Source organism: Mycobacterium tuberculosis complex sp. N0072, assembly GCF_030323725.1.
In the GTDB taxonomy this organism is placed as follows: Bacteria; Actinomycetota; Actinomycetes; order Mycobacteriales; family Mycobacteriaceae; genus Mycobacterium; species Mycobacterium tuberculosis.
In genome coordinates this window covers 1,386,768-1,407,145 of the sequence record NZ_CP040689.1, presented here as the reverse complement: position 1 = coordinate 1,407,145, position 20,378 = coordinate 1,386,768, and the positions used below count along the sequence as shown (strand labels likewise).

The following is a 20,378-nucleotide window of genomic DNA, read 5'->3' as shown; positions in this document are numbered from 1 at the left end:
CGACGCGTCCTCGGCGTGTCGCGTCACCAGATTCACAATCGCCGATTGATATTACCGATGGAATGTCTTAGACATAAGACATGACATCAGTAATGTCTCACGAATTCCAGCTCGCCACCGCCGAAACCTGGCCGAATCCGTGGCCGATGTACCGCGCGTTGCGCGACCACGACCCGGTGCACCACGTCGTCCCGCCGCAGCGTCCCGAGTACGACTACTACGTGCTGTCCCGGCACGCCGACGTCTGGTCGGCAGCGCGGGACCATCAGACGTTCTCGTCGGCGCAAGGCTTGACCGTTAACTACGGCGAGCTGGAAATGATTGGACTGCACGACACCCCGCCCATGGTGATGCAGGATCCGCCGGTCCACACCGAGTTTCGCAAGCTGGTGTCGCGCGGCTTCACGCCACGACAGGTCGAAACCGTCGAGCCCACGGTGCGCAAGTTCGTCGTTGAGCGGCTCGAAAAGCTGCGCGCCAACGGTGGCGGCGACATTGTCACCGAACTATTCAAACCGCTCCCGTCGATGGTGGTGGCGCACTATCTCGGTGTTCCCGAAGAGGATTGGACGCAATTCGACGGGTGGACCCAGGCCATCGTGGCGGCGAACGCGGTTGACGGCGCCACCACCGGCGCACTGGACGCGGTCGGCTCGATGATGGCCTACTTCACCGGGCTGATCGAGCGACGCCGCACCGAGCCCGCCGACGACGCCATCTCCCACCTGGTAGCCGCCGGGGTCGGCGCCGACGGCGACACCGCCGGCACACTGTCCATACTGGCGTTCACGTTCACCATGGTCACCGGCGGCAACGACACCGTCACCGGCATGCTAGGCGGTTCGATGCCGTTGCTGCACCGGCGGCCCGACCAGCGCCGGCTGCTGCTGGATGACCCAGAGGGCATCCCCGACGCGGTCGAGGAGCTGCTGCGGCTCACCTCGCCGGTGCAGGGGCTGGCGCGCACAACCACGCGCGACGTCACGATCGGTGACACCACCATCCCGGCCGGTCGCCGGGTGCTGCTGCTGTACGGCTCGGCCAACCGTGACGAACGCCAATACGGCCCGGACGCAGCCGAACTCGATGTCACTCGGTGCCCGCGCAACATCTTGACCTTCAGCCACGGCGCCCACCACTGCCTGGGTGCGGCCGCGGCCCGGATGCAATGCCGGGTGGCGCTGACCGAACTGCTGGCCCGGTGCCCGGACTTCTGGCTGTCCGCGCGTCGGACCGAGTTAGCCGCAGATCGGATACTCGACGCCGCCGAGCGACTCTTTACGCAGCGTGACCCGGCGTCGATCGGCATGAACGAGATCGCCAAGGCCGCAGGCTGTTCGCGCGCAACACTGTATCGGTACTTCGACAGCCGCGAGGCGCTGCGAACCGCGTACGTGCACCGCGAGACCCGCCGGCTCGGCCGCGAGATCATGGTGAAGATCGCCGATGTCGTCGAACCTGCCGAACGGCTGCTGGTGAGCATCACCACGACGTTGCGGATGGTCCGCGACAACCCCGCGTTGGCCGCGTGGTTTACCACCACCCGCCCACCGATCGGCGGCGAGATGGCCGGACGGTCCGAGGTGATCGCGGCCCTGGCCGCGGCATTCCTCAACTCACTAGGTCCCGACGATCCGACCACCGTCGAACGCCGCGCCCGCTGGGTGGTCCGGATGCTCACATCGCTGCTGATGTTCCCCGGCCGTGACGAAGCCGACGAACGAGCGATGATCGCGGAGTTCGTCGTCCCGATCGTGACACCTGCTTCTGCCGCCGCTAGGAAGGCCGGTCACCCTGGACCCGAGTGAAACGGTGCAACAACCACGCCAATGGGATCGTCAGCACCAGCGTCACGAGACAAAGGTTCACCATCGAACTGGTGTAAACCCGATACCCGAGCACGTCCACCATGGCGATCTCCATGGTCACCAGATGGATCAGGAAGATCTCGTAGGAGATCTCACCAAGAAACACCATCGGCCGGCTGGCCAGCAACTGGGCATACCACCCCTGGTCACCCAAGGCCAGCGGTGCCACCGCCAGCACGGCGATCACGGCATAGAAGGCGGTCTTGACCAGCGCCTCGGCCAGCGCTGTGGGCGACGTCGTGGGCGCGCCCGCGATCGGAGTGGAGACGATGAAGTAGCAGATGACCGCCAACGGTATGGCCACGAATGCATAACAGCGCACGCCCATCGCCGCCAGCACGGCCAGCATCATGCCGCCGACGAACCAAGCCAGATAGGTGGGTAGCCACAGCCGAGCGCCGTCGGGCATCCAGTGCGTGTTGTGCACCAGGATCAACCATGCCGGGCTGATCATCGTCAGCCCCGCCATGGTGGCCAACAGCAACCTGGGCTGCCATCGCCGCCGGCAGACGAGCACCAACAGTAGGTATGCCAACGCCGGCAACGCCAGGTAGAAGGCAACCTCCACCGCGAGGCTCCACATTTGGGTCAGACCCTGATGCAGGAACGCACCCAGATAGCCGTCGGTATAGATCTGCGTCAAGGTGAGGTTGCGGAACAGCCCGACCCAGGTGTGCCCGGGGTTGGGCCCCGCCGTGCGGAAGTGATAGACGAGGTAGGCCAACAGAACGGTGACGGTGTAGGCGGGCATGATCCGCCGGACCCGGTGCCACGCATAGCGGCTCAACGACGGCGGGGGGCCGCCGGTAGCGGCGGACTTAACCCATGGCCGGAATAGCAGGAACCCCGACAGCACGAAAAAGATCGGAACGCCGATCTCCATACGGGACGACATCAGGCCCCAATAGCCGTGGGTGTACTTGCCGGTGGTGTAGGCCGCATGAGTGCCGACGACCAGCAATGCGGCAACAGCACGGATCCCGGTCAACGACGCCACCCGGTCCACGTGGGCGATCCGCTCGAGTCCGCCCTGGGCGGCTCTTTCCTTGGGCAGGGTCATCCGACGTGTTTCCGCCGTGGTTTGCCGCCATTATGCCGGCGCGCCGCGTCGGGCGGCCGGTATGGCCGAAGGTCGATCAGCACACCCGAGATACGGGTCTGTGCAAGCTTTTTGAGCGTCGCGCGGGGCAGCTTCGCCGGCAATTCTACTAGCGAGAAGTCTGGCCCGATACGGATCTGACCGAAGTCGCTGCGGTGCAGCCCACCCTCATTGGCGATGGCGCCGACGATGGCGCCTGGACCGATCTTGTGCCGCTTGCCGACGGCGACGCGGTAGGTGGTCAAGTCCGGTCTACGCTTGGGCCTTTGCGGACGGTCCCGACGCTGGTCGCGGTTGCGCCGCGAAAGCGGCGGGTCGGGTGCCATCAGGAATGCCTCACCGCCGCGGCACTGCACGGCCAGTGCCGCGGCGATGTCAGCCATCGGGACATCATGCTCGCGTTCATACTCCTCGACCAGTCGGCGGAACAGCTCGATTCCCGGACCGCCCAGCGCATTGGTGATGGAATCGGCGAACTTGGCCACCCGCTGGGTGTTGACATCCTCGACGGTGGGCAATTGCGCCTCGGTAAGCGTTTGCCGCGTAGCCTTTTCGATCGCCTTGAGCAGGTGAAGCTCCCGTGGCGAGACGAATATCAGCGCGGCTCCCGAACGCCCGGCCCTGCCGGTGCGCCCGATCCGGTGTACGTAGGACTCGGTGTCGTGCGGGATGTCGTAGTTAAGCACGTGTGATATCCGCTCCACGTCGAGTCCGCGCGCCGCCACATCGGTGGCGACCAGGATATCGATGTCGCCGTCCCGCAGCGCCGTGATGGTCCGCTCCCGCTGCGCCTGCGGGACGTCACCGCTGATGGCAGCCGCGGAAAACCCTCGGGCACGCAGCTTTTCGGCAATCTCCTCGGTCGCCTGCTTGGTGCGGACAAAGACGATCATCGCCTCGAACGGCTCGACTTCGAGCCCTCTGGTGAGCGCGTCCATCTTCCGTGCTACCTGAATGTAGCTCTGCGAAATATTCTCGGCCACAGCGGTTTTCGCCTTACAAGTGACTTCGAACGGATCGTGCAGATACTTGGCGCTGAGTTTGCGGATCGCCGGCGGCATGGTCGCGGAAAACAGGGCGACCTGCTTGTATTCGGGGGTCTCGGACAGAATGCGCTCAACGTCGTCGGCGAAACCCATGGTCAGCATCTCATCGGCCTCATCGAGCACTAGAAAGTCCACCCGCGACAGGTCCAAGGTCGCCCGTTCGAGATGGTCTATCACACGACCGGGGGTGCCAACCACCACCTGCGCGCCGCGTCTCAATCCGGCCAGTTGCACGGCATACGACGATCCGCCGTAGATCGGCAGCACGTTGAGTTGCGACAGATAGGCACCGTAGCGGCCGAACGCCTCGGCCACCTGCAGAGCCAGCTCCCGGGTGGGCACCAGCACCAGCGCCTGGGGCACCTTGCTGGTGATGTCGATCTTGGACAGCATCGGAATCGCAAATGCCGCCGTCTTGCCGGTGCCGGTCTGCGCCAGCCCCACCACGTCGGAGCCTGCCATCAACGCCGGGATCGTAGCCGCCTGGATAGCCGTCGGTGACTCGTAACCGACGTCGCCGATCGCCCGCAAGACGCGGGGATGAATCTGCAGGTCAGCAAACGTCGCAGCGGACGCCGCAGGCGAATATTCCGGGAAGGCCATCAGGCCGTCAAGTTTAGTGGTGACCCGGCCACGCCTACCGCACCCGCGGGCCCGATGGCGGTACGGTGCCCGGTGTGTGGTCACCACCCTGCCCCACCACGCCGCGTGTTGGCGTGGTCGCTGCATTGGTCGCCGCGACGTTGACCGGTTGCGGTTCGGGCGACTCCACGGTCGCTAAGACGCCGGAGGCCACCCCATCCCTGTCAACTGCTCACCCGGCCCCGCCGAGCAGCGAACCGAGCCCGCCGTCCGCGACAGCTGCCCCACCCAGCAACCACAGCGCCGCGCCGGTCGACCCGTGTGCGGTGAACCTCGCCTCGCCCACAATCGCCAAAGTCGTCTCCGAACTTCCTCGCGATCCGCGCAGTGAGCAGCCCTGGAACCCAGAACCGCTGGCCGGCAACTACAACGAGTGTGCCCAGCTGTCGGCGGTGGTCATCAAGGCCAACACGAACGCCGGCAATCCGACCACCCGCGCGGTGATGTTCCACCTCGGCAAGTACATACCGCAGGGGGTGCCCGATACCTATGGGTTCACCGGCATCGACACCTCGCAGTGCACGGGAGACACGGTGGCATTGACGTATGCCAGCGGCATCGGGTTGAACAACGTTGTCAAGTTCCGCTGGAACGGCGGCGGCGTCGAGCTGATCGGCAACACCACCGGCGGTTAAGCCGACGGGTGCAGCCCAGTTTGCCTGTCCGTTGTCTCACCGAGGAGTTGCTGCTGTGTTCGTCACCGGTGACAGCATCGTCTACAGTGCTTCGGATCTCGCAGCCGCCGCCCGGTGCCAGTACGCACTGCTCCGTGAATTCGACGCGAAACTAGGCCGGGGACCGGCCGTCGCAGTTGACGACGAACTGATGGCGCGAGCCGCCGTTCTCGGTAGCGCGCATGAAGGACGCCGACTCGACCAACTGCGCCACGAGTTCGGCGACGCGGTGGCTATCATTGGCCGGCCGGCCTACACGCCCGCCGGGCTGGCGGCAGCCGCCGACGCGACGCGACGTGCCATCGCCAACCACGCCCCGGTGGTGTATCAGGCCGCCATGTTCGACGGCCGCTTCGTCGGGTTCGCCGACTTCCTGATCCGCGACGGTCACCGGTACCGGGTCGCCGACACCAAGCTCGCCCGCTCGCCAACCGTGACCGCGCTGCTACAGCTGGCGGCCTATGCCGATGCGCTGGTTCACTCGGGCGTTCCGGTGGCTGCCGACGCCGAGCTCGAACTCGGCGACGGCACGATCGTGCGCTACCGCGTCGGCGAGCTCATCCCGGTCTACCGGTCCCAGCGTGCGCTTTTACAGCGATTGCTGGACGGCCACTACACCGCGGGCACCGCGGTGCGCTGGGACGACGAACGCGTGCAGGCGTGCTTCCGCTGTCCGCAGTGCACCGAGCGGCTGCGCGCCAGCGACGATCTGCTACTGGTCGGAGGGATGCGAGTCCGCCAGCGCGACAAGCTCCTTGAGGCCGGCATCACCACGATCGCCGAACTGGCAGATCACACCGCGCCGGTTCCCGGCCTGACCACGAACGCGCTGGGCAAGCTGACCGCACAGGCCAAACTGCAAATCCGCCAACGCGATACGGGAGCACCACAGTTCGAGATCGTCGACCCGCGGCCGCTGACACTGCTGCCGGAGCCAAACCCCGGCGACCTGTTCTTCGACTTCGAGGGTGACCCGCTGTGGACCGCCGACGGCAAACAGTGGGGCCTGGAATACCTGTTCGGGGTGCTGGAAGCCGGACGGGCGGGAGTATTCCGACCATTGTGGGCGCATGACCGGACAGCCGAACGCCAGGCGCTGACCGATTTCCTGGCGATAGTCGCCAGACGGCGCCGGCGCCACCCCAACATGCACATCTACCACTACGCGCCCTACGAGAAGACCGCGCTGCTGCGGCTGGTCGGACGCTACGGCATCGGCGAGGACGACGTCGACGACTTGCTGCGCAACGGAGTCCTGGTGGACTTATACCCGTTGGTACGCAAGAGCATTCGGGTGGGCACCGACTCGTTCAGCTTGAAGGCGCTGGAGCCGCTGTACCTCGGGACGCAGCCACGCTCCGGCGACGTCACCACCGCCGCCGACTCGATCAACTCCTATGCCCGGTACTGCGAACTGCGCGCGGCCGGCCGCATCGATGAGGCGGCAACCGTGCTCAAAGAGATCGAAGGCTACAACCACTACGACTGCCGGTCCACCCGCGCGCTGCGTGACTGGCTGCTCATGCGCGCCTGGGAAGCCGGCGTCACACCCATTGGCGCTCAACCAGTTCCGGACGCCGACCCTATCGACGACGGTGACTCGCTGGCGTCGGTACTGTCCAAGTTCACCGGCGATGCCGCCGCCGGCGAGCGCACGCCGGAACAGACAGCGGTCGCCTTGCTGGCCGCTGCCCGCGGCTATCATCGCCGCGAGGACAAGCCGTTCTGGTGGGCGCACTTCGACCGGCTCAACTACCCCGTCGACGAATGGTCGGACAGCACGGACGTCTTCCTTGCCAGCGAGGCTTCGGTCACCGTCGACTGGCATATGCCGCCTCGCGCGCGCAAGCCGCAGCGGCGGGTCCGGCTTACCGGTGAACTGGCACGTGGGGACCTCAACGGGAATGTGTTTGCCCTCTACGAACCCCCGGCGCCGCCGGGCATGACCGACAATCCTGATCGCCGAGCCGCGGGCCCCGCCGCAGTGGTTGAGACCGACGACCCCACTGTGCCCACCGAGGTGGTCATCGTCGAACGAACCCGCAGTGACGGCAACATATTTCAGCAGCTCCCGTTCGCGCTCGCTCCCGGGCCGCCGGTGCCGACGACGGCCCTGCGGGAATCGATCGAATCGACGGCCGCTGCCGTGGCTTCCGGATCGCCGCAACTGCCCAGCACCGCGCTAATGGACGTGCTGCTGCGTCGCCCTCCTCGCACGCGCAGCGGCGCCGCATTGCCCCGCAGCAGTGACCCAGTCACCGATATCGCCGCGGCGGCGCTGGACTTGGACTCGTCATACCTGGCGGTGCACGGCCCTCCGGGGACCGGCAAGACGTACACCGCGGCCCGGGTGATCGCGGAGTTGGTCACCGAGCATGCCTGGCGTATTGGCGTTGTCGCCCAGTCGCACGCCACGGTGGAGAACCTGTTGGAAGGTGTGATCAGCGCTGGCCTGGACCCGGGGCAGGTCGCCAAAAAGCCGCACGACCACACCGCTGGGCGCTGGCAGTCGATCGACGGGAGCCAGTACACAGAATTCATCCGCGACACCGCCGGATGCGTGATCGGCGGCACGGCGTGGGACTTCGCCAACGGCAATCGGGTGCCGAAAGCCAGCCTGGATCTGCTGGTGATCGACGAGGCTGGCCAGTTCTGCCTGGCCAATACCATCGCCGTGGCGCCCGCGGCCACAAACCTGTTGCTGCTTGGCGATCCACAGCAACTGCCTCAGGTAAGTCAGGGCACACATCCCGAACCCGTCGACACCTCCGCATTGTCGTGGCTGGTAGATGGGCAACACACGCTGCCCGACGAACGCGGCTACTTCTTAGACCGCTCGTACCGGATGCACCCGGCGGTGTGCGCGGCCGTGTCGGCGTTGTCCTACGAGGGCAGGCTGTGTTCCCACACCGAGCGCACCGCCGTGCGCCGCCTCGACGGGTATCCCCCGGGGGTGCATACGCGTGGCGTGCACCACAAGGGCAATTCGATCGAAAGCCCCGAAGAGGCCGAGGCGATCCTCGCCGAGCTGCGGCAGCTGCTCGGCTCGCCGTGGACCGACGAGCACGGCACCCGGCCACTGGCCGCTTCCGATGTGCTTGTGCTCGCGCCGTACAACGCCCAGGTGGCGCTGGTCCGTCGGCGGTTGGCGTCTGCCGGACTTGGCGGGGCTGACGGAGTACGGGTAGGCACCGTCGACAAATTCCAGGGCGGGCAGGCACCGGTGGTCTTCATCTCGATGACGGCCTCGTCCGCCGACGATGTTCCACGCGGAATCTCGTTCCTGCTCAACCGGAATCGGCTCAACGTCGCGGTCAGTCGGGCACAGTATGCCGCGGTTATAGTGCGCTCGGAGCTGTTGACTCAGTATCTGCCTGCCACGCCCGACGGCCTGGTGGACCTGGGGGCATTCCTTGGGCTGACGTCGACCAGCTGACCGCCAGCGGACCCCCAGCACCGCTGCGTGACGCTGCGGCCGCTGCCGGGCGCGACGCCCGCAGCGGCTGGGTGTCGCAATCCTCTTCCGGTTCCCGACGAAGGATGTACTCGACATAGTCGTCGTCGTCAGCGTCGCCATCGGATTCGGGCAACGGCTCTTTGGCAACCGCAGCACCGGTGAAGTCAACCAGGAACAACGCGGCAACGATCCCGAATAGGGCGACGAAGGCGGGCAACAGCATCGATTGCGACATCGCGGCCGCGAAGGGTTCGCGCACGAACTCGGGCAGCTGCAACACGGTAGCGTCCTGCCCGGCGGGACCGGTAAGGGCGTCCACACCACCGGGCATCTCGGCGGCGATGCGCGACGTCATGAACGCGGCCATGCTCGCGCTCCCCAGCACAGCCCCCAGCTGCCGGACGGCGTTGAACACACCTGAGCTCGCACCGGCCAGGTGCGGCCGTAGATTGCGGGTCGCGGTGACGGTCAGCGGCGACCACACGAACGCCCCAGCAACGCCTAACGCGATGAACGGCAACACCAGCCGCCAGATGGGCGTGCCCGGAGCCATCTCGCATAAGAGCCATGTCATTGCGATCGCCAGCACCGAGAAGCCGAAACCCAGTACGCACAACGGATGGGACCTGTCAATGATCATGCCGACGAACGGGGCCAGCACGCCACCGACGATCGCCGTCGGCGCGAACAGCACGGCCGTGTGGGTCGGCGACAACCCACACACCGCCTGCGCATAAAACGTCACCGGCAGCATCATCCCCGTCCCCGCGAAGGCGATGATCGCTATCCCGAGGTTGGACAAGCTGAAGTTCCGGTCGTTGAAGACCTCCAGTGGGATCAGCGGCTCGCGGGCGTTCCGCGCCTGCCAGTAAACGAACAGCGACATAAACCCGATACCGCCGACGATCACCGCCCAAATCCAAGGCTGCCAATTGGCGGACTGGCCCTGCTGTAGTCCGAAGACAATCAGAAACATTCCCGCACCAGACAATCCGACGCCGAACCAATCGAACCGATGCGGGTGGTGGGGTAGTGCCGGAATCAGATAGGCCGCCAGGATCAGGCCGATGACGCCGACGGGAACGTTGACGAAGAAAATCCACTCCCACCCCATGCTGTCGACCAGCGCGCCGCCGGCCAACGGTCCCACCAGGCTGGCGACACTGGCGACGGTGCCCCATGCGCCCAGCGCGACACCGCGGCGATGAGCCGGGAAGATCCGCGTTATCGTCGACAGCGTCTGCGGGGTAAGCAATCCGGCGCCGACGCCTTGCACCACTCGAGCGGCAATCAGCATGCCGGCACCGCTCGACAGACCGCACCCCAGCGACGCAACGGTGAATACCCCCAGGCCAATCAGGTAGAGATTCTTCGGGCCGAACCGGTCGCCAAGCCGGCCGGCCACCAGCATTGGCACCGCGTAGGCCAGCAGATAGGCGCTGGTCACCCAAACCACGGTGGCGTAACCGATGCGTAGCTGGGCCATGATGGTCGGATTCGCGATGGCTACGACGGTGGAGTCGAGCATGATCATGAAGAAGCCAACCATCATCGCCCACAGCGCAGGCCAGGGGTTTCGGAAGTAGCTGCTCCCGGCCGCCCGGCGTATCGCCGTAGTCATACACGCACCTCGTTTGGCTTGCTAGCGGTGGCATTGGGTCACGGGCGTCACGGCATGCACCAGGGCAACCCGTATCGTCACCAATGTCCACGCCGCATTATTCCGCTTCGAGCGGTGAACCGCGCCGCTACCGAAACACATGCTCGGATCGTTGAACCGGCATTAGCCTGAGGGGACGCCATTCGCAGGAGAGAAGATGAGCGCTCGACGAATCAGGTCTTGGAAAAGGTTCGACAATCGATCCGCAAATGCAGCTGAGCCGGACCCGCAGCTGGCCGGGACCGGCGGGCGGCCCAAAGTGTCCACGCGGGCATTGGCGCAGGTCATCGAACGGAGTTCGCGGATACAGGGCCCGGCAGCACAGGCGTATGTGGCCCGCCTGCGTCGCGCCCACCCGGGGGCCAGCCCCGCCAAGATCGTAGCCAAGCTCGAGAAACGCTTCTTGTCGGTGGTGACGGCCAGTGGAGCGGCGGTAGGTGCGGCCGCGACCTTACCGGGGATCGGCACCCTGGCCGCATGGTTCGCCGCGGCCGGAGAGGTTGTCGTGTTCCTCGAGGCCACCGCGCTGTTCGTGCTGGCGCTGGCCTCGGTACACGCCATTCCCCTCGACCACCGAGAACGGCGCCGTGCCCTGGTCTTGGCGGTGCTGGTCGGCGACAACACTACTGCGGTGGCCGATCTGCTCGGTCCGGGCCGAACCAGCGGCGGCTGGGTGTCGGAGACCATGGCCTCGCTGCCGCTGCCGGCGATATCGTCGTTGAACTCGCGAATGCTCAAATACGTCGTCAAACGATTCGCGCTGAAACGCGGCGCGCTCATGTTTGGCAAGCTGGTGCCGATGGGTATCGGCGCGATCATCGGCGCCATCGGCAATCGGCTGGTCGGCAAGAAGCTCGTCCGTAATGCGCGATCGGCATTCGGCACCCCGCCGGCGCGCTGGCCGGTCACCCTGCACGTGCTACCGACCGTTCGGGATGCCAGCTAGCGCGCGTTGCCCGGTCTCTCTGGCGAATCGCTGGCAAAGCGTTAGCCTTTATGGGGCAGACCGTTCACCGACTGCCAGCAGGCGCCGCGCAATGCGCTTGCAGGACTTCAACTAGCAGAAGAATCGAGGCGAACAGCGGCCGTGGCCAACATAAGTTCACCATTCGGGCAAAACGAATGGCTGGTCGAAGAGATGTACCGCAAGTTCCGCGACGACCCCTCCTCGGTCGATCCCAGCTGGCACGAGTTCCTGGTTGACTACAGCCCCGAACCCACCTCCCAACCAGCTGCCGAACCAACCCGGGTTACCTCGCCACTCGTTGCCGAGCGGGCCGCTGCGGCCGCCCCGCAGGCACCCCCCAAGCCGGCCGACACCGCGGCCGCGGGCAACGGCGTGGTCGCCGCACTGGCCGCCAAAACTGCCGTTCCCCCGCCAGCCGAAGGTGACGAGGTAGCGGTGCTGCGCGGCGCCGCCGCGGCCGTCGTCAAGAACATGTCCGCGTCGTTGGAGGTGCCGACGGCGACCAGCGTCCGGGCGGTCCCGGCCAAGCTACTGATCGACAACCGGATCGTCATCAACAACCAGTTGAAGCGGACCCGCGGCGGCAAGATCTCGTTCACGCATTTGCTGGGCTACGCCCTGGTGCAGGCGGTGAAGAAATTCCCGAACATGAACCGGCACTACACCGAAGTCGACGGCAAGCCCACCGCGGTCACGCCGGCGCACACCAATCTCGGCCTGGCGATCGACCTGCAAGGCAAGGACGGGAAGCGTTCCCTGGTGGTGGCCGGCATCAAGCGGTGCGAGACCATGCGATTCGCGCAGTTCGTCACGGCCTACGAAGACATCGTACGCCGGGCCCGCGACGGCAAGCTGACCACTGAAGACTTTGCCGGCGTGACGATTTCGCTGACCAATCCCGGAACCATCGGCACCGTGCATTCGGTGCCGCGGCTGATGCCCGGCCAGGGCGCCATCATCGGCGTGGGCGCCATGGAATACCCCGCCGAGTTTCAAGGCGCCAGCGAGGAACGCATCGCCGAGCTGGGCATCGGCAAATTGATCACTTTGACCTCCACCTACGACCACCGCATCATCCAGGGCGCGGAATCGGGCGACTTCCTGCGCACCATCCACGAGTTGCTGCTCTCGGATGGCTTCTGGGACGAGGTCTTCCGCGAACTGAGCATCCCATATCTGCCGGTGCGCTGGAGCACCGACAACCCCGACTCGATCGTCGACAAGAACGCTCGCGTCATGAACTTGATCGCGGCCTACCGCAACCGCGGCCATCTGATGGCCGATACCGACCCGCTGCGGTTGGACAAAGCTCGGTTCCGCAGTCACCCCGACCTCGAAGTGCTGACCCACGGCCTGACGCTGTGGGATCTCGATCGGGTGTTCAAGGTCGACGGCTTTGCCGGTGCGCAGTACAAGAAACTGCGCGACGTGCTGGGCTTGCTGCGCGATGCCTACTGCCGCCACATCGGCGTGGAGTACGCCCATATCCTCGACCCCGAACAAAAGGAGTGGCTCGAACAACGGGTCGAGACCAAGCACGTCAAACCCACTGTGGCCCAACAGAAATACATCCTCAGCAAGCTCAACGCCGCCGAGGCCTTTGAAACGTTCCTACAGACCAAGTACGTCGGCCAGAAGCGGTTCTCGCTGGAAGGCGCCGAAAGCGTGATCCCGATGATGGACGCGGCGATCGACCAGTGCGCTGAGCACGGCCTCGACGAGGTGGTCATCGGGATGCCGCACCGGGGCCGGCTCAACGTGCTGGCCAACATCGTCGGCAAGCCGTACTCGCAGATCTTCACCGAGTTCGAGGGCAACCTGAATCCGTCGCAGGCGCACGGCTCCGGTGACGTCAAGTACCACCTGGGCGCCACCGGGCTGTACCTGCAGATGTTCGGCGACAACGACATTCAGGTGTCGCTGACCGCCAACCCGTCGCATCTGGAGGCCGTCGACCCGGTGCTGGAGGGATTGGTGCGGGCCAAGCAGGATCTGCTCGACCACGGAAGCATCGACAGCGACGGCCAACGGGCGTTCTCGGTGGTGCCGCTGATGTTGCATGGCGATGCCGCGTTCGCCGGTCAGGGTGTGGTCGCCGAGACGCTGAACCTGGCGAATCTGCCGGGCTACCGCGTCGGCGGCACCATCCACATCATCGTCAACAACCAGATCGGCTTCACCACCGCGCCCGAGTATTCCAGGTCCAGCGAGTACTGCACCGACGTCGCAAAGATGATCGGGGCACCGATCTTTCACGTCAACGGCGACGACCCGGAGGCGTGTGTCTGGGTGGCGCGGTTGGCGGTGGACTTCCGACAACGGTTCAAGAAGGACGTCGTCATCGACATGCTGTGCTACCGCCGCCGCGGGCACAACGAGGGTGACGACCCGTCGATGACCAACCCCTACATGTACGACGTCGTCGACACCAAGCGCGGGGCCCGCAAAAGCTACACCGAAGCCCTGATCGGACGTGGCGACATCTCGATGAAGGAGGCCGAGGACGCGCTGCGCGACTACCAGGGCCAGCTGGAACGGGTGTTCAACGAAGTGCGCGAGCTGGAGAAGCACGGTGTGCAGCCGAGCGAGTCGGTCGAGTCCGACCAGATGATTCCCGCGGGGCTGGCCACTGCGGTGGACAAGTCGCTGCTGGCCCGGATCGGCGATGCGTTCCTCGCCTTGCCGAACGGCTTCACCGCGCACCCGCGAGTCCAACCGGTGCTGGAGAAGCGCCGGGAGATGGCCTATGAAGGCAAGATCGACTGGGCCTTTGGCGAGCTGCTGGCGCTGGGCTCGCTGGTGGCCGAAGGCAAGCTGGTGCGCTTGTCGGGGCAGGACAGCCGCCGCGGCACCTTCTCCCAGCGGCATTCGGTTCTCATCGACCGCCACACTGGCGAGGAGTTCACACCACTGCAGCTGCTGGCGACCAACTCCGACGGCAGCCCGACCGGCGGAAAGTTCCTGGTCTACGACTCGCCACTGTCGGAGTACGCCGCCGTCGGCTTCGAGTACGGCTACACTGTGGGCAATCCGGACGCCGTGGTGCTCTGGGAGGCGCAGTTCGGCGACTTCGTCAACGGCGCGCAGTCGATCATCGACGAGTTCATCAGCTCCGGTGAGGCCAAGTGGGGCCAATTGTCCAACGTCGTGCTGCTGTTACCGCACGGGCACGAGGGGCAGGGACCCGACCACACTTCTGCCCGGATCGAACGCTTCTTGCAGTTGTGGGCGGAAGGTTCGATGACCATCGCGATGCCGTCGACTCCGTCGAACTACTTCCACCTGCTACGCCGGCATGCCCTGGACAGCATCCAACGCCCGCTGATCGTGTTCACGCCCAAGTCGATGTTGCGTCACAAGGCCGCCGTCAGCGAAATCAAGGACTTCACCGAGATCAAGTTCCGCTCAGTGCTGGAGGAACCCACCTATGAGGACGGCATCGGAGACCGCAACAAGGTCAGCCGGATCCTGCTGACCAGTGGCAAGCTGTATTACGAGCTGGCCGCCCGCAAGGCCAAGGACAACCGCAATGACCTCGCGATCGTGCGGCTTGAACAGCTCGCCCCGCTGCCCAGGCGTCGACTGCGTGAAACGCTGGACCGCTACGAGAACGTCAAGGAGTTCTTCTGGGTCCAAGAGGAACCGGCCAACCAGGGTGCGTGGCCGCGATTCGGGCTCGAACTACCCGAGCTGCTGCCTGACAAGTTGGCCGGGATCAAGCGAATCTCGCGCCGGGCGATGTCAGCCCCGTCGTCAGGCTCGTCGAAGGTGCACGCCGTCGAACAGCAGGAGATCCTCGACGAGGCGTTCGGCTGAGTTCGCTCAGCCGAACGCTCGAGGAGACATCAAACAGCGACGAGGCGTTCGGCTCGGTAAGCCGATGCTCGGCGTACAGGGTTTAGCCATACTTTTAGCTACAATCGCGGTTATGGCTGTTGTCCCACTGGGCGAAGTCCGCAATCGCCTCTCTGAGTACGTCGCCGAAGTTGAGCTGACACACGAGCGCATCACGATAACCCGGCACGGTCATCCGGCGGCGGTATTGATCTCGGCCGATGACCTGGCGTCCATCGAGGAAACGCTGGAGGTGCTACGCACCCCTGGCGCCAGCGAGGCCATTCGTGAAGGCCTCGCCGATGTTGCCGCAGGGCGCTTCGTGAGCAACGACGAGATCCGCAACCGTTACACCGCGCGGTGAGCGACGACCATCCCTACCACGTGGCGATCACCGCGACAGCGGCACGCGACCTGCAACGCTTACCCGAAAAGATCGCCGCCGCATGTGTCGAGTTTGTTTTCGGACCGCTGCTTAACAACCCGCATAGGTTGGGCAAGCCGCTGCGCAATGACCTTGAAGGCCTCCACTCAGCCCGCCGCGGTGATTACCGCGTCGTCTACGCCATCGACGACGGCCACCACCGAGTCGAGATCATCCACATCGCTCGTCGCAGTGCCAGCTACCGAATGAACCCGTGCCGGCCACGTTAAGCCGTACCCCGGGTACCGGCTAACCTGATGGCAGCCGAGACAAGGGAGGGTACGTCATGGAGGGGTTCGCCGGAAAGGTCGCCGTTGTCACCGGCGCGGGATCGGGCATCGGGCAGGCGCTGGCAATCGAGCTGGCCCGCTCGGGCGCCAAGGTGGCCATCAGCGACGTCGACACCGACGGCCTGGCAGACACCGAGCACCGGCTAAAGGCGATCAGCACGCCGGTCAAGACGGACCGACTCGACGTAACCGAACGCGAAGCCTTCCTAGCCTACGCCGATGCGGTCAACGAGCACTTCGGCACTGTGAACCAGATCTACAACAACGCCGGCATCGCCTTTACCGGCGATATCGAGGTCAGCCAGTTCAAGGACATCGAACGGGTGATGGACGTCGATTTTTGGGGTGTGGTCAACGGCACCAAGGCGTTCCTGCCGCATTTGATCGCCTCCGGGGACGGCCACGTCATCAACATCTCCAGCGTGTTCGGGTTGTTTTCGGCGCCGGGTCAGGCGGCCTACAACTCGGCCAAGTTCGCCGTCCGCGGCTTTACCGAGGCGCTGCGCCAGGAAATGGCGTTGGCGGGTCACCCGGTGAAGGTGACGACGGTGCACCCCGGCGGTGTCAAGACCGCGATCGCCCGTAACGCCACCGCCGCCGAGGGACTTGACCAGGCCGAGCTGGCCGAGACGTTCGATAAGCGGGTGGCCCATCTCAGCCCACAGCGGGCCGCGCAGATCATCCTGACGGGGGTGGCCAAGAACAAGGCCCGGGTGTTGGTGGGTGTCGACGCCAAGGTACTGGACCTGGTGGTCCGGCTGACCGGTTCCGGATATCAGCGGATCTTTCCGATCATCACCGGCCGGTTGATACCCCGCCCGCGCTGACGGCTGGTGAGGAAAGCGCGCCCGAAGGTTGTTCGGCCGACGCGGTGTGTCATCGCGTCGACCCGGACGCTCGTGGCGGCTCAACGTCCCAGCGGGTGTTCGGCGAGCCAGCCGGCGGCCACCGCCGCCGGGTCGGCCCCCGCGGCCACCTGGCGGCGCATCCCGATCAGGGCCGTGGTGTCCAGCACGCCGGCGACCTCGTTGACGGCCAGCAGTTGCCGCTCGGTCAGCGCGTTGCGACGATACAGCGGAACGATGTTCTCGGCCCGGATCAGCGCGGGCTTGCCGTCGGTCAGCATGATCAGGTCCGCGGGGATGTCGGGGTCGGCGGTGGTGGTCCAGGCCGCGACCAGCTGTCCGGCCCGCAGCGCGGCGAACATTGTTGCGTCATTCCGAAACTCACGCGGGGCGGGCAGCCGGCACGGTCCCACGGCCGCGGGTGTGTGGGCGCCGGCAACGCGCCCGACCAACAACCCGCGGCAGTGGCTGGGCAGCTCGCTGAGATCGCCGCCGCCCCAGGCCTTGGCGGTGGATTGAGTCACCACCAACGCGGGTTTGTCTTCTGCGGCGGTGGTGTAGTCGCCTGTGGCTATGCCCTCGGGAAGGGCCGAGACGATGGCGCGGTATACCTGGGCATCCGAGCGCACCGACGCATCGGGTTGCAAGGTCTGCAACATCTGACCGGTGAAAGCGGGTACGACGGTGAACGCGCCCGAGTCCAGTTTCGCCACCGGGTCGGCGGCGGTTTCGGCGTGCGCCGCAAAACCGTACGACCGCAGCGCCGCGACGTAGATGGCGGCCAGCAGCATCGCCTCGGAGTCCGGCGTGGATCCGACCACCAACTCCGGGTGGCGATCGCCGGTGTCGGCCGAGCAGCCAGCCACGCCAGACACTGCAAGCAGGACGGCAAGCAGCAGCGCGAGGATCCTGGTGATTCTCACACCGAAGTGTCTGAGCCGATAGTCACCGCGACAGATGCAGTTGGCACGGGCTTGAGGGTACTGGGCCCGATCCACACCGTCGGCGCGGGGATCCAGGCAAACACGCAATGCACCGTCAAGCAACGGGACACGCTTCGTGCCGACCCGTTGGTCAATCTCGCCGCGAGAGAGGCCCCGCGATGGAGTATCTGATTGCAGCGCAGGACGTGTTGGTGGCCGCGGCCGCTGATTTGGAGGGCATCGGCTCGGCGCTGGCCGCAGCTAACAGGGCGGCCGAGGCCCCGACCACGGGGCTGCTGGCCGCGGGTGCCGACGAGGTATCAGCGGCCATCGCGTCGCTGTTTTCCGGGAACGCCCAGGCCTATCAAGCGCTGAGCGCACAGGCGGCGGCATTTCATCAGCAGTTTGTGCGGGCACTGAGTTCGGCGGCCGGCTCGTATGCGGCGGCCGAGGCCGCCAATGCCTCCCCGATGCAAGCGGTGCTGGATGTGGTCAATGGGCCCACCCAGCTGTTGCTGGGGCGCCCGCTGATCGGCGATGGCGCCAACGGCGGGCCGGGACAAAACGGGGGCGACGGTGGCTTGTTGTACGGCAACGGCGGCAACGGCGGCTCGAGTAGCACCCCAGGCCAGCCCGGCGGTCGCGGCGGCGCGGCCGGGTTGATCGGCAACGGTGGCGCCGGGGGAGCCGGCGGGCCCGGCGCGAACGGCGGTGCCGGCGGCAACGGCGGGTGGCTATACGGCAACGGTGGGCTCGGCGGCAACGGTGGGGCGGCCACCCAGATCGGGGGCAATGGCGGCAACGGAGGCCACGGCGGCAACGCCGGGCTATGGGGCAACGGGGGGGCGGGTGGAGCCGGAGCGGCAGGAGCGGCCGGCGCCAACGGGCAAAACCCGGTGTCCCATCAGGTCACGCACGCGACCGATGGCGCCGACGGCACTACCGGACCCGATGGCAACGGGACCGACGCCGGCTCGGGCAGCAACGCAGTCAACCCCGGCGTGGGCGGTGGTGCAGGCGGCATAGGCGGGGATGGAACCAACCTTGGGCAGACCGACGTGTCCGGGGGTGCCGGCGGCGACGGCGGCGACGGCGCCAACTTCGCCTCCGGAGGTGCCGGCGGTAACGGTGGCGCCGCTCAAAGCGGCTTTGGTGACGCTGTCGGCGGCAATGGCGGCGCCGGCGGAAACGGCGGAGCCGGCGGCGGCGGGGGGCTGGGCGGAGCGGGTGGCAGCGCCAATGTTGCAAATGCTGGCAACAGCATAGGGGGCAACGGTGGCGCCGGCGGGAACGGCGGTATCGGCGCTCCCGGTGGTGCCGGCGGCGCCGGAGGAAATGCCAATCAAGATAATCCTCCTGGGGGCAACTCCACCGGGGGCAATGGTGGTGCCGGCGGCGACGGCGGCGTCGGTGCCTCGGCTGACGTTGGTGGCGCCGGCGGCTTTGGGGGCAGCGGGGGTCGCGGCGGGCTACTGCTCGGCACGGGCGGCGCCGGCGGCGACGGCGGCGTCGGGGGCGACGGGGGCATCGGCGCTCAAGGCGGCAGCGGCGGCAACGGCGGCAACGGCGGGATCGGCGCCGACGGCATGGCCAACCAGGACGGCGACGGCGGTGACGGCGGCAACGGCGGCGACGGCGGGGCCGGCGGGGCCGGTGGCGTCGGCGGAAACGGCGGGACCGGCGGTGCGGGCGGACTGTTCGGACAGTCGGGCAGCCCCGGCTCCGGCGCGGCCGGGGGCCTCGGCGGCGCGGGCGGCAACGGCGGCGCGGGCGGCGGCGGCGGGACCGGGTTCAACCCCGGCGCCCCCGGCGATCCCGGTACTCAAGGCGCTACCGGCGCCAACGGTCAGCACGGCCTGAACGGCTGACCCGAGGGCAGAGCGGCAGTCATTATTCGCGCAACGGGTCGGTCCACTTCAGATCGGCGAATCGGGCAAAGTCGGTGTCACTGGAATGGATCTCGGCGTCGTATTCGATGCCGTAGGCGGCCAGTTGCACATCGGTGGTTAGGTGGCTGGCTGTGCCGAGCTTGTCGAGCAGGCCCAACGCGATGTCCAGGTGGCGCGGACCCGCCGTGAGTAGGTCCACGTTCGGCTGCGAAAGCCACTCGCGCACATAGGCGATCGCATCCGCGGTTGGCAGTGGCGCGGCGAGCACGCGGGCACTGGTGGCGATCCGTAGGAACCCGAACAACGCCGGATACGTCAGCCCGATACGGGTGTGGCCGTTGACGGTGTCTTGCCACCACGCATGCGCGCGCCGGTGCTGCGGGAATCCGGTGATGACCGCGTAGAGCAGCAGATTGATGTCAGGGATGATCACCGGGCCCGACGCGTGGCATCCAGCAGCGCCTCATCCTCCAGTTCGTCGGCCAACTTGTTGAAGCCGGCCAGATCCAACCCGGAACGCACAGCCGACTCATGCGGCTCCAACCGATACTGCTCCTGCCGTTTCACCGGCGGCGCCAGCGCTCTGCGCAGCGCATCGTTGATGACCTGCTTCATCGGGCGGCGTTCGCGATGCACTGCGTCTTCGACCAGCCGGACGACGTCGTCATCGAGCGTCAAGGTGGTGCGCATACAGGTCATCATGATGCCTGGACAAACACACGTCAAGATGACTCGGGCTCCGCTCAGTGCGCGGCTGACC

General features: G+C 66.3%; 15 protein-coding genes and 1 pseudogene. 10 read left to right on the top strand and 6 right to left on the bottom strand.

What is annotated here, in order from left to right; translation table 11 throughout:
- Positions 1–80: 80 nt before the first annotated feature.
- Positions 81–1,232: pseudogene (gene cyp130, locus FF952_RS06685) on the top strand (cytochrome P450 Cyp130); the annotation flags it as partial.
- Positions 1,218–1,808 (top strand): TetR/AcrR family transcriptional regulator, encoded by a 591-nt coding sequence (locus FF952_RS06680; protein ID WP_029398642.1) that lies wholly within the window; start codon positions 1,218–1,220, stop codon positions 1,806–1,808. The pseudogene cyp130 and the gene FF952_RS06680, both read left to right, overlap by 15 nt.
- On the opposite strand, the gene FF952_RS06675 is transcribed toward FF952_RS06680, so the two are convergent.
- Together FF952_RS06675 and FF952_RS06670 are read right to left on the bottom strand one after the other, a co-directional pair.
- Positions 1,777–2,928: an acyltransferase family protein gene (locus FF952_RS06675; RefSeq protein ID WP_003406347.1), complete on the bottom strand. Its 1,152-nt coding sequence runs from the start codon at positions 2,926–2,928 to the stop codon at positions 1,777–1,779. The two genes, FF952_RS06680 and FF952_RS06675, sit on opposite strands and share 32 nt — an antisense overlap.
- On the bottom strand, positions 2,925–4,616 hold the full coding sequence (locus FF952_RS06670; RefSeq protein WP_031680776.1) for a DEAD/DEAH box helicase: 1,692 nt from the start codon (positions 4,614–4,616) through the stop codon (positions 2,925–2,927). Before FF952_RS06670 ends, FF952_RS06675 begins: the two co-directional genes overlap by 4 nt.
- A 65-nt stretch (positions 4,617–4,681) precedes the next feature.
- Between FF952_RS06670 and FF952_RS06665 the strand changes: the two genes are divergently transcribed.
- Positions 4,682–5,290: an LppP/LprE family lipoprotein gene (locus tag FF952_RS06665; RefSeq protein ID WP_003406334.1), complete on the top strand. Its 609-nt coding sequence runs from the start codon at positions 4,682–4,684 to the stop codon at positions 5,288–5,290.
- Positions 5,291–5,345: 55 nt separating this feature from the next.
- Positions 5,346–8,765, top strand: a complete 3,420-nt coding sequence (locus tag FF952_RS06660; protein ID WP_003904580.1) for a TM0106 family RecB-like putative nuclease — start codon at positions 5,346–5,348, stop codon at positions 8,763–8,765.
- Here FF952_RS06660 and FF952_RS06655 read toward each other — a convergent pair.
- The gene (locus FF952_RS06655) at positions 8,668–10,407 is read right to left on the bottom strand and encodes an MFS transporter (protein WP_003406326.1); all 1,740 of its coding nucleotides are present in this window, start codon (positions 10,405–10,407) and stop codon (positions 8,668–8,670) included. The genes FF952_RS06660 and FF952_RS06655 overlap by 98 nt on opposite strands.
- Before the next feature lie 196 nt (positions 10,408–10,603).
- Here FF952_RS06655 and FF952_RS06650 point away from each other — a divergent pair, with 196 nt between their 5' ends.
- The 5 genes from FF952_RS06650 (at position 10,604) to FF952_RS06630 (ending at position 16,788) form a co-directional block, all read left to right on the top strand.
- On the top strand, positions 10,604–11,392 hold the full coding sequence (locus FF952_RS06650) for a hypothetical protein (protein WP_003406325.1): 789 nt from the start codon (positions 10,604–10,606) through the stop codon (positions 11,390–11,392).
- A gap of 141 nt (positions 11,393–11,533) precedes the next feature.
- A complete protein-coding gene (locus FF952_RS06645; protein WP_015631286.1) occupies positions 11,534–15,229 on the top strand; it encodes a multifunctional oxoglutarate decarboxylase/oxoglutarate dehydrogenase thiamine pyrophosphate-binding subunit/dihydrolipoyllysine-residue succinyltransferase subunit in 3,696 nt (1,231 codons plus the stop codon).
- A 112-nt stretch (positions 15,230–15,341) separates the two neighbouring features.
- Positions 15,342–15,611, top strand: a complete 270-nt coding sequence (locus tag FF952_RS06640; RefSeq protein ID WP_003406322.1) for a type II toxin-antitoxin system Phd/YefM family antitoxin — start codon at positions 15,342–15,344, stop codon at positions 15,609–15,611.
- The gene (relE, locus tag FF952_RS06635; protein ID WP_003898789.1) at positions 15,608–15,901 is read left to right on the top strand and encodes a type II toxin-antitoxin system mRNA interferase RelE; all 294 of its coding nucleotides are present in this window, start codon (positions 15,608–15,610) and stop codon (positions 15,899–15,901) included. Before FF952_RS06640 ends, relE begins: the two co-directional genes overlap by 4 nt.
- A 56-nt stretch (positions 15,902–15,957) precedes the next feature.
- Positions 15,958–16,788, top strand: coding sequence for an SDR family NAD(P)-dependent oxidoreductase (locus tag FF952_RS06630; RefSeq protein ID WP_003898788.1), 831 nt, complete (start codon positions 15,958–15,960; stop codon positions 16,786–16,788).
- Positions 16,789–16,868: 80 nt separating this feature from the next.
- Here the strand turns inward: FF952_RS06630 and FF952_RS06625 are convergent, their stop codons facing one another.
- A complete protein-coding gene (locus FF952_RS06625) occupies positions 16,869–17,729 on the bottom strand; it encodes a glycine betaine ABC transporter substrate-binding protein (protein ID WP_003903377.1) in 861 nt (286 codons plus the stop codon).
- 179 nt (positions 17,730–17,908) lie between these two features.
- Here FF952_RS06625 and FF952_RS06620 point away from each other — a divergent pair, with 179 nt between their 5' ends.
- Positions 17,909–19,597, top strand: a complete 1,689-nt coding sequence (locus FF952_RS06620) for a PE family protein (protein ID WP_003910308.1) — start codon at positions 17,909–17,911, stop codon at positions 19,595–19,597.
- A 22-nt stretch (positions 19,598–19,619) separates the two neighbouring features.
- Here FF952_RS06620 and FF952_RS06615 read toward each other — a convergent pair whose 3' ends face one another.
- Positions 19,620–20,051, bottom strand: a complete 432-nt coding sequence (locus FF952_RS06615) for a type II toxin-antitoxin system VapC family toxin (protein ID WP_003406304.1) — start codon at positions 20,049–20,051, stop codon at positions 19,620–19,622.
- Positions 20,048–20,308 carry a type II toxin-antitoxin system antitoxin VapB33 gene (gene vapB33 / locus FF952_RS06610; protein WP_003406302.1) on the bottom strand — a complete coding sequence of 87 codons (261 nt, stop codon included), beginning with the start codon at positions 20,306–20,308 and terminating at the stop codon, positions 20,048–20,050. The genes FF952_RS06615 and vapB33 overlap by 4 nt, the downstream gene beginning before the upstream one ends.
- Between the last annotated feature and the right edge of the window lie 70 nt (positions 20,309–20,378).

What these genes read in the sequence shown, in the direction of transcription:
- FF952_RS06675 (WP_003406347.1), bottom strand. Translation starts at nt 2,928, where the DNA reads ATGACCCTGCCCAAGGAAAGAGCCGCCCAGGGCGGACTCGAGCGGATC.
- FF952_RS06670 (WP_031680776.1), bottom strand. Translation starts at nt 4,616, where the DNA reads ATGGCCTTCCCGGAATATTCGCCTGCGGCGTCCGCTGCGACGTTTGCT.
- FF952_RS06655 (WP_003406326.1), bottom strand. Translation starts at nt 10,407, where the DNA reads ATGACTACGGCGATACGCCGGGCGGCCGGGAGCAGCTACTTCCGAAAC.
- FF952_RS06650 (WP_003406325.1), top strand. Translation starts at nt 10,604, where the DNA reads ATGAGCGCTCGACGAATCAGGTCTTGGAAAAGGTTCGACAATCGATCC.
- FF952_RS06640 (WP_003406322.1), top strand. Translation starts at nt 15,342, where the DNA reads ATGGCTGTTGTCCCACTGGGCGAAGTCCGCAATCGCCTCTCTGAGTAC.
- FF952_RS06630 (WP_003898788.1), top strand. Translation starts at nt 15,958, where the DNA reads ATGGAGGGGTTCGCCGGAAAGGTCGCCGTTGTCACCGGCGCGGGATCG.
- FF952_RS06620 (WP_003910308.1), top strand. Translation starts at nt 17,909, where the DNA reads ATGGAGTATCTGATTGCAGCGCAGGACGTGTTGGTGGCCGCGGCCGCT.
- vapB33 (WP_003406302.1), bottom strand. Translation starts at nt 20,308, where the DNA reads ATGCGCACCACCTTGACGCTCGATGACGACGTCGTCCGGCTGGTCGAA.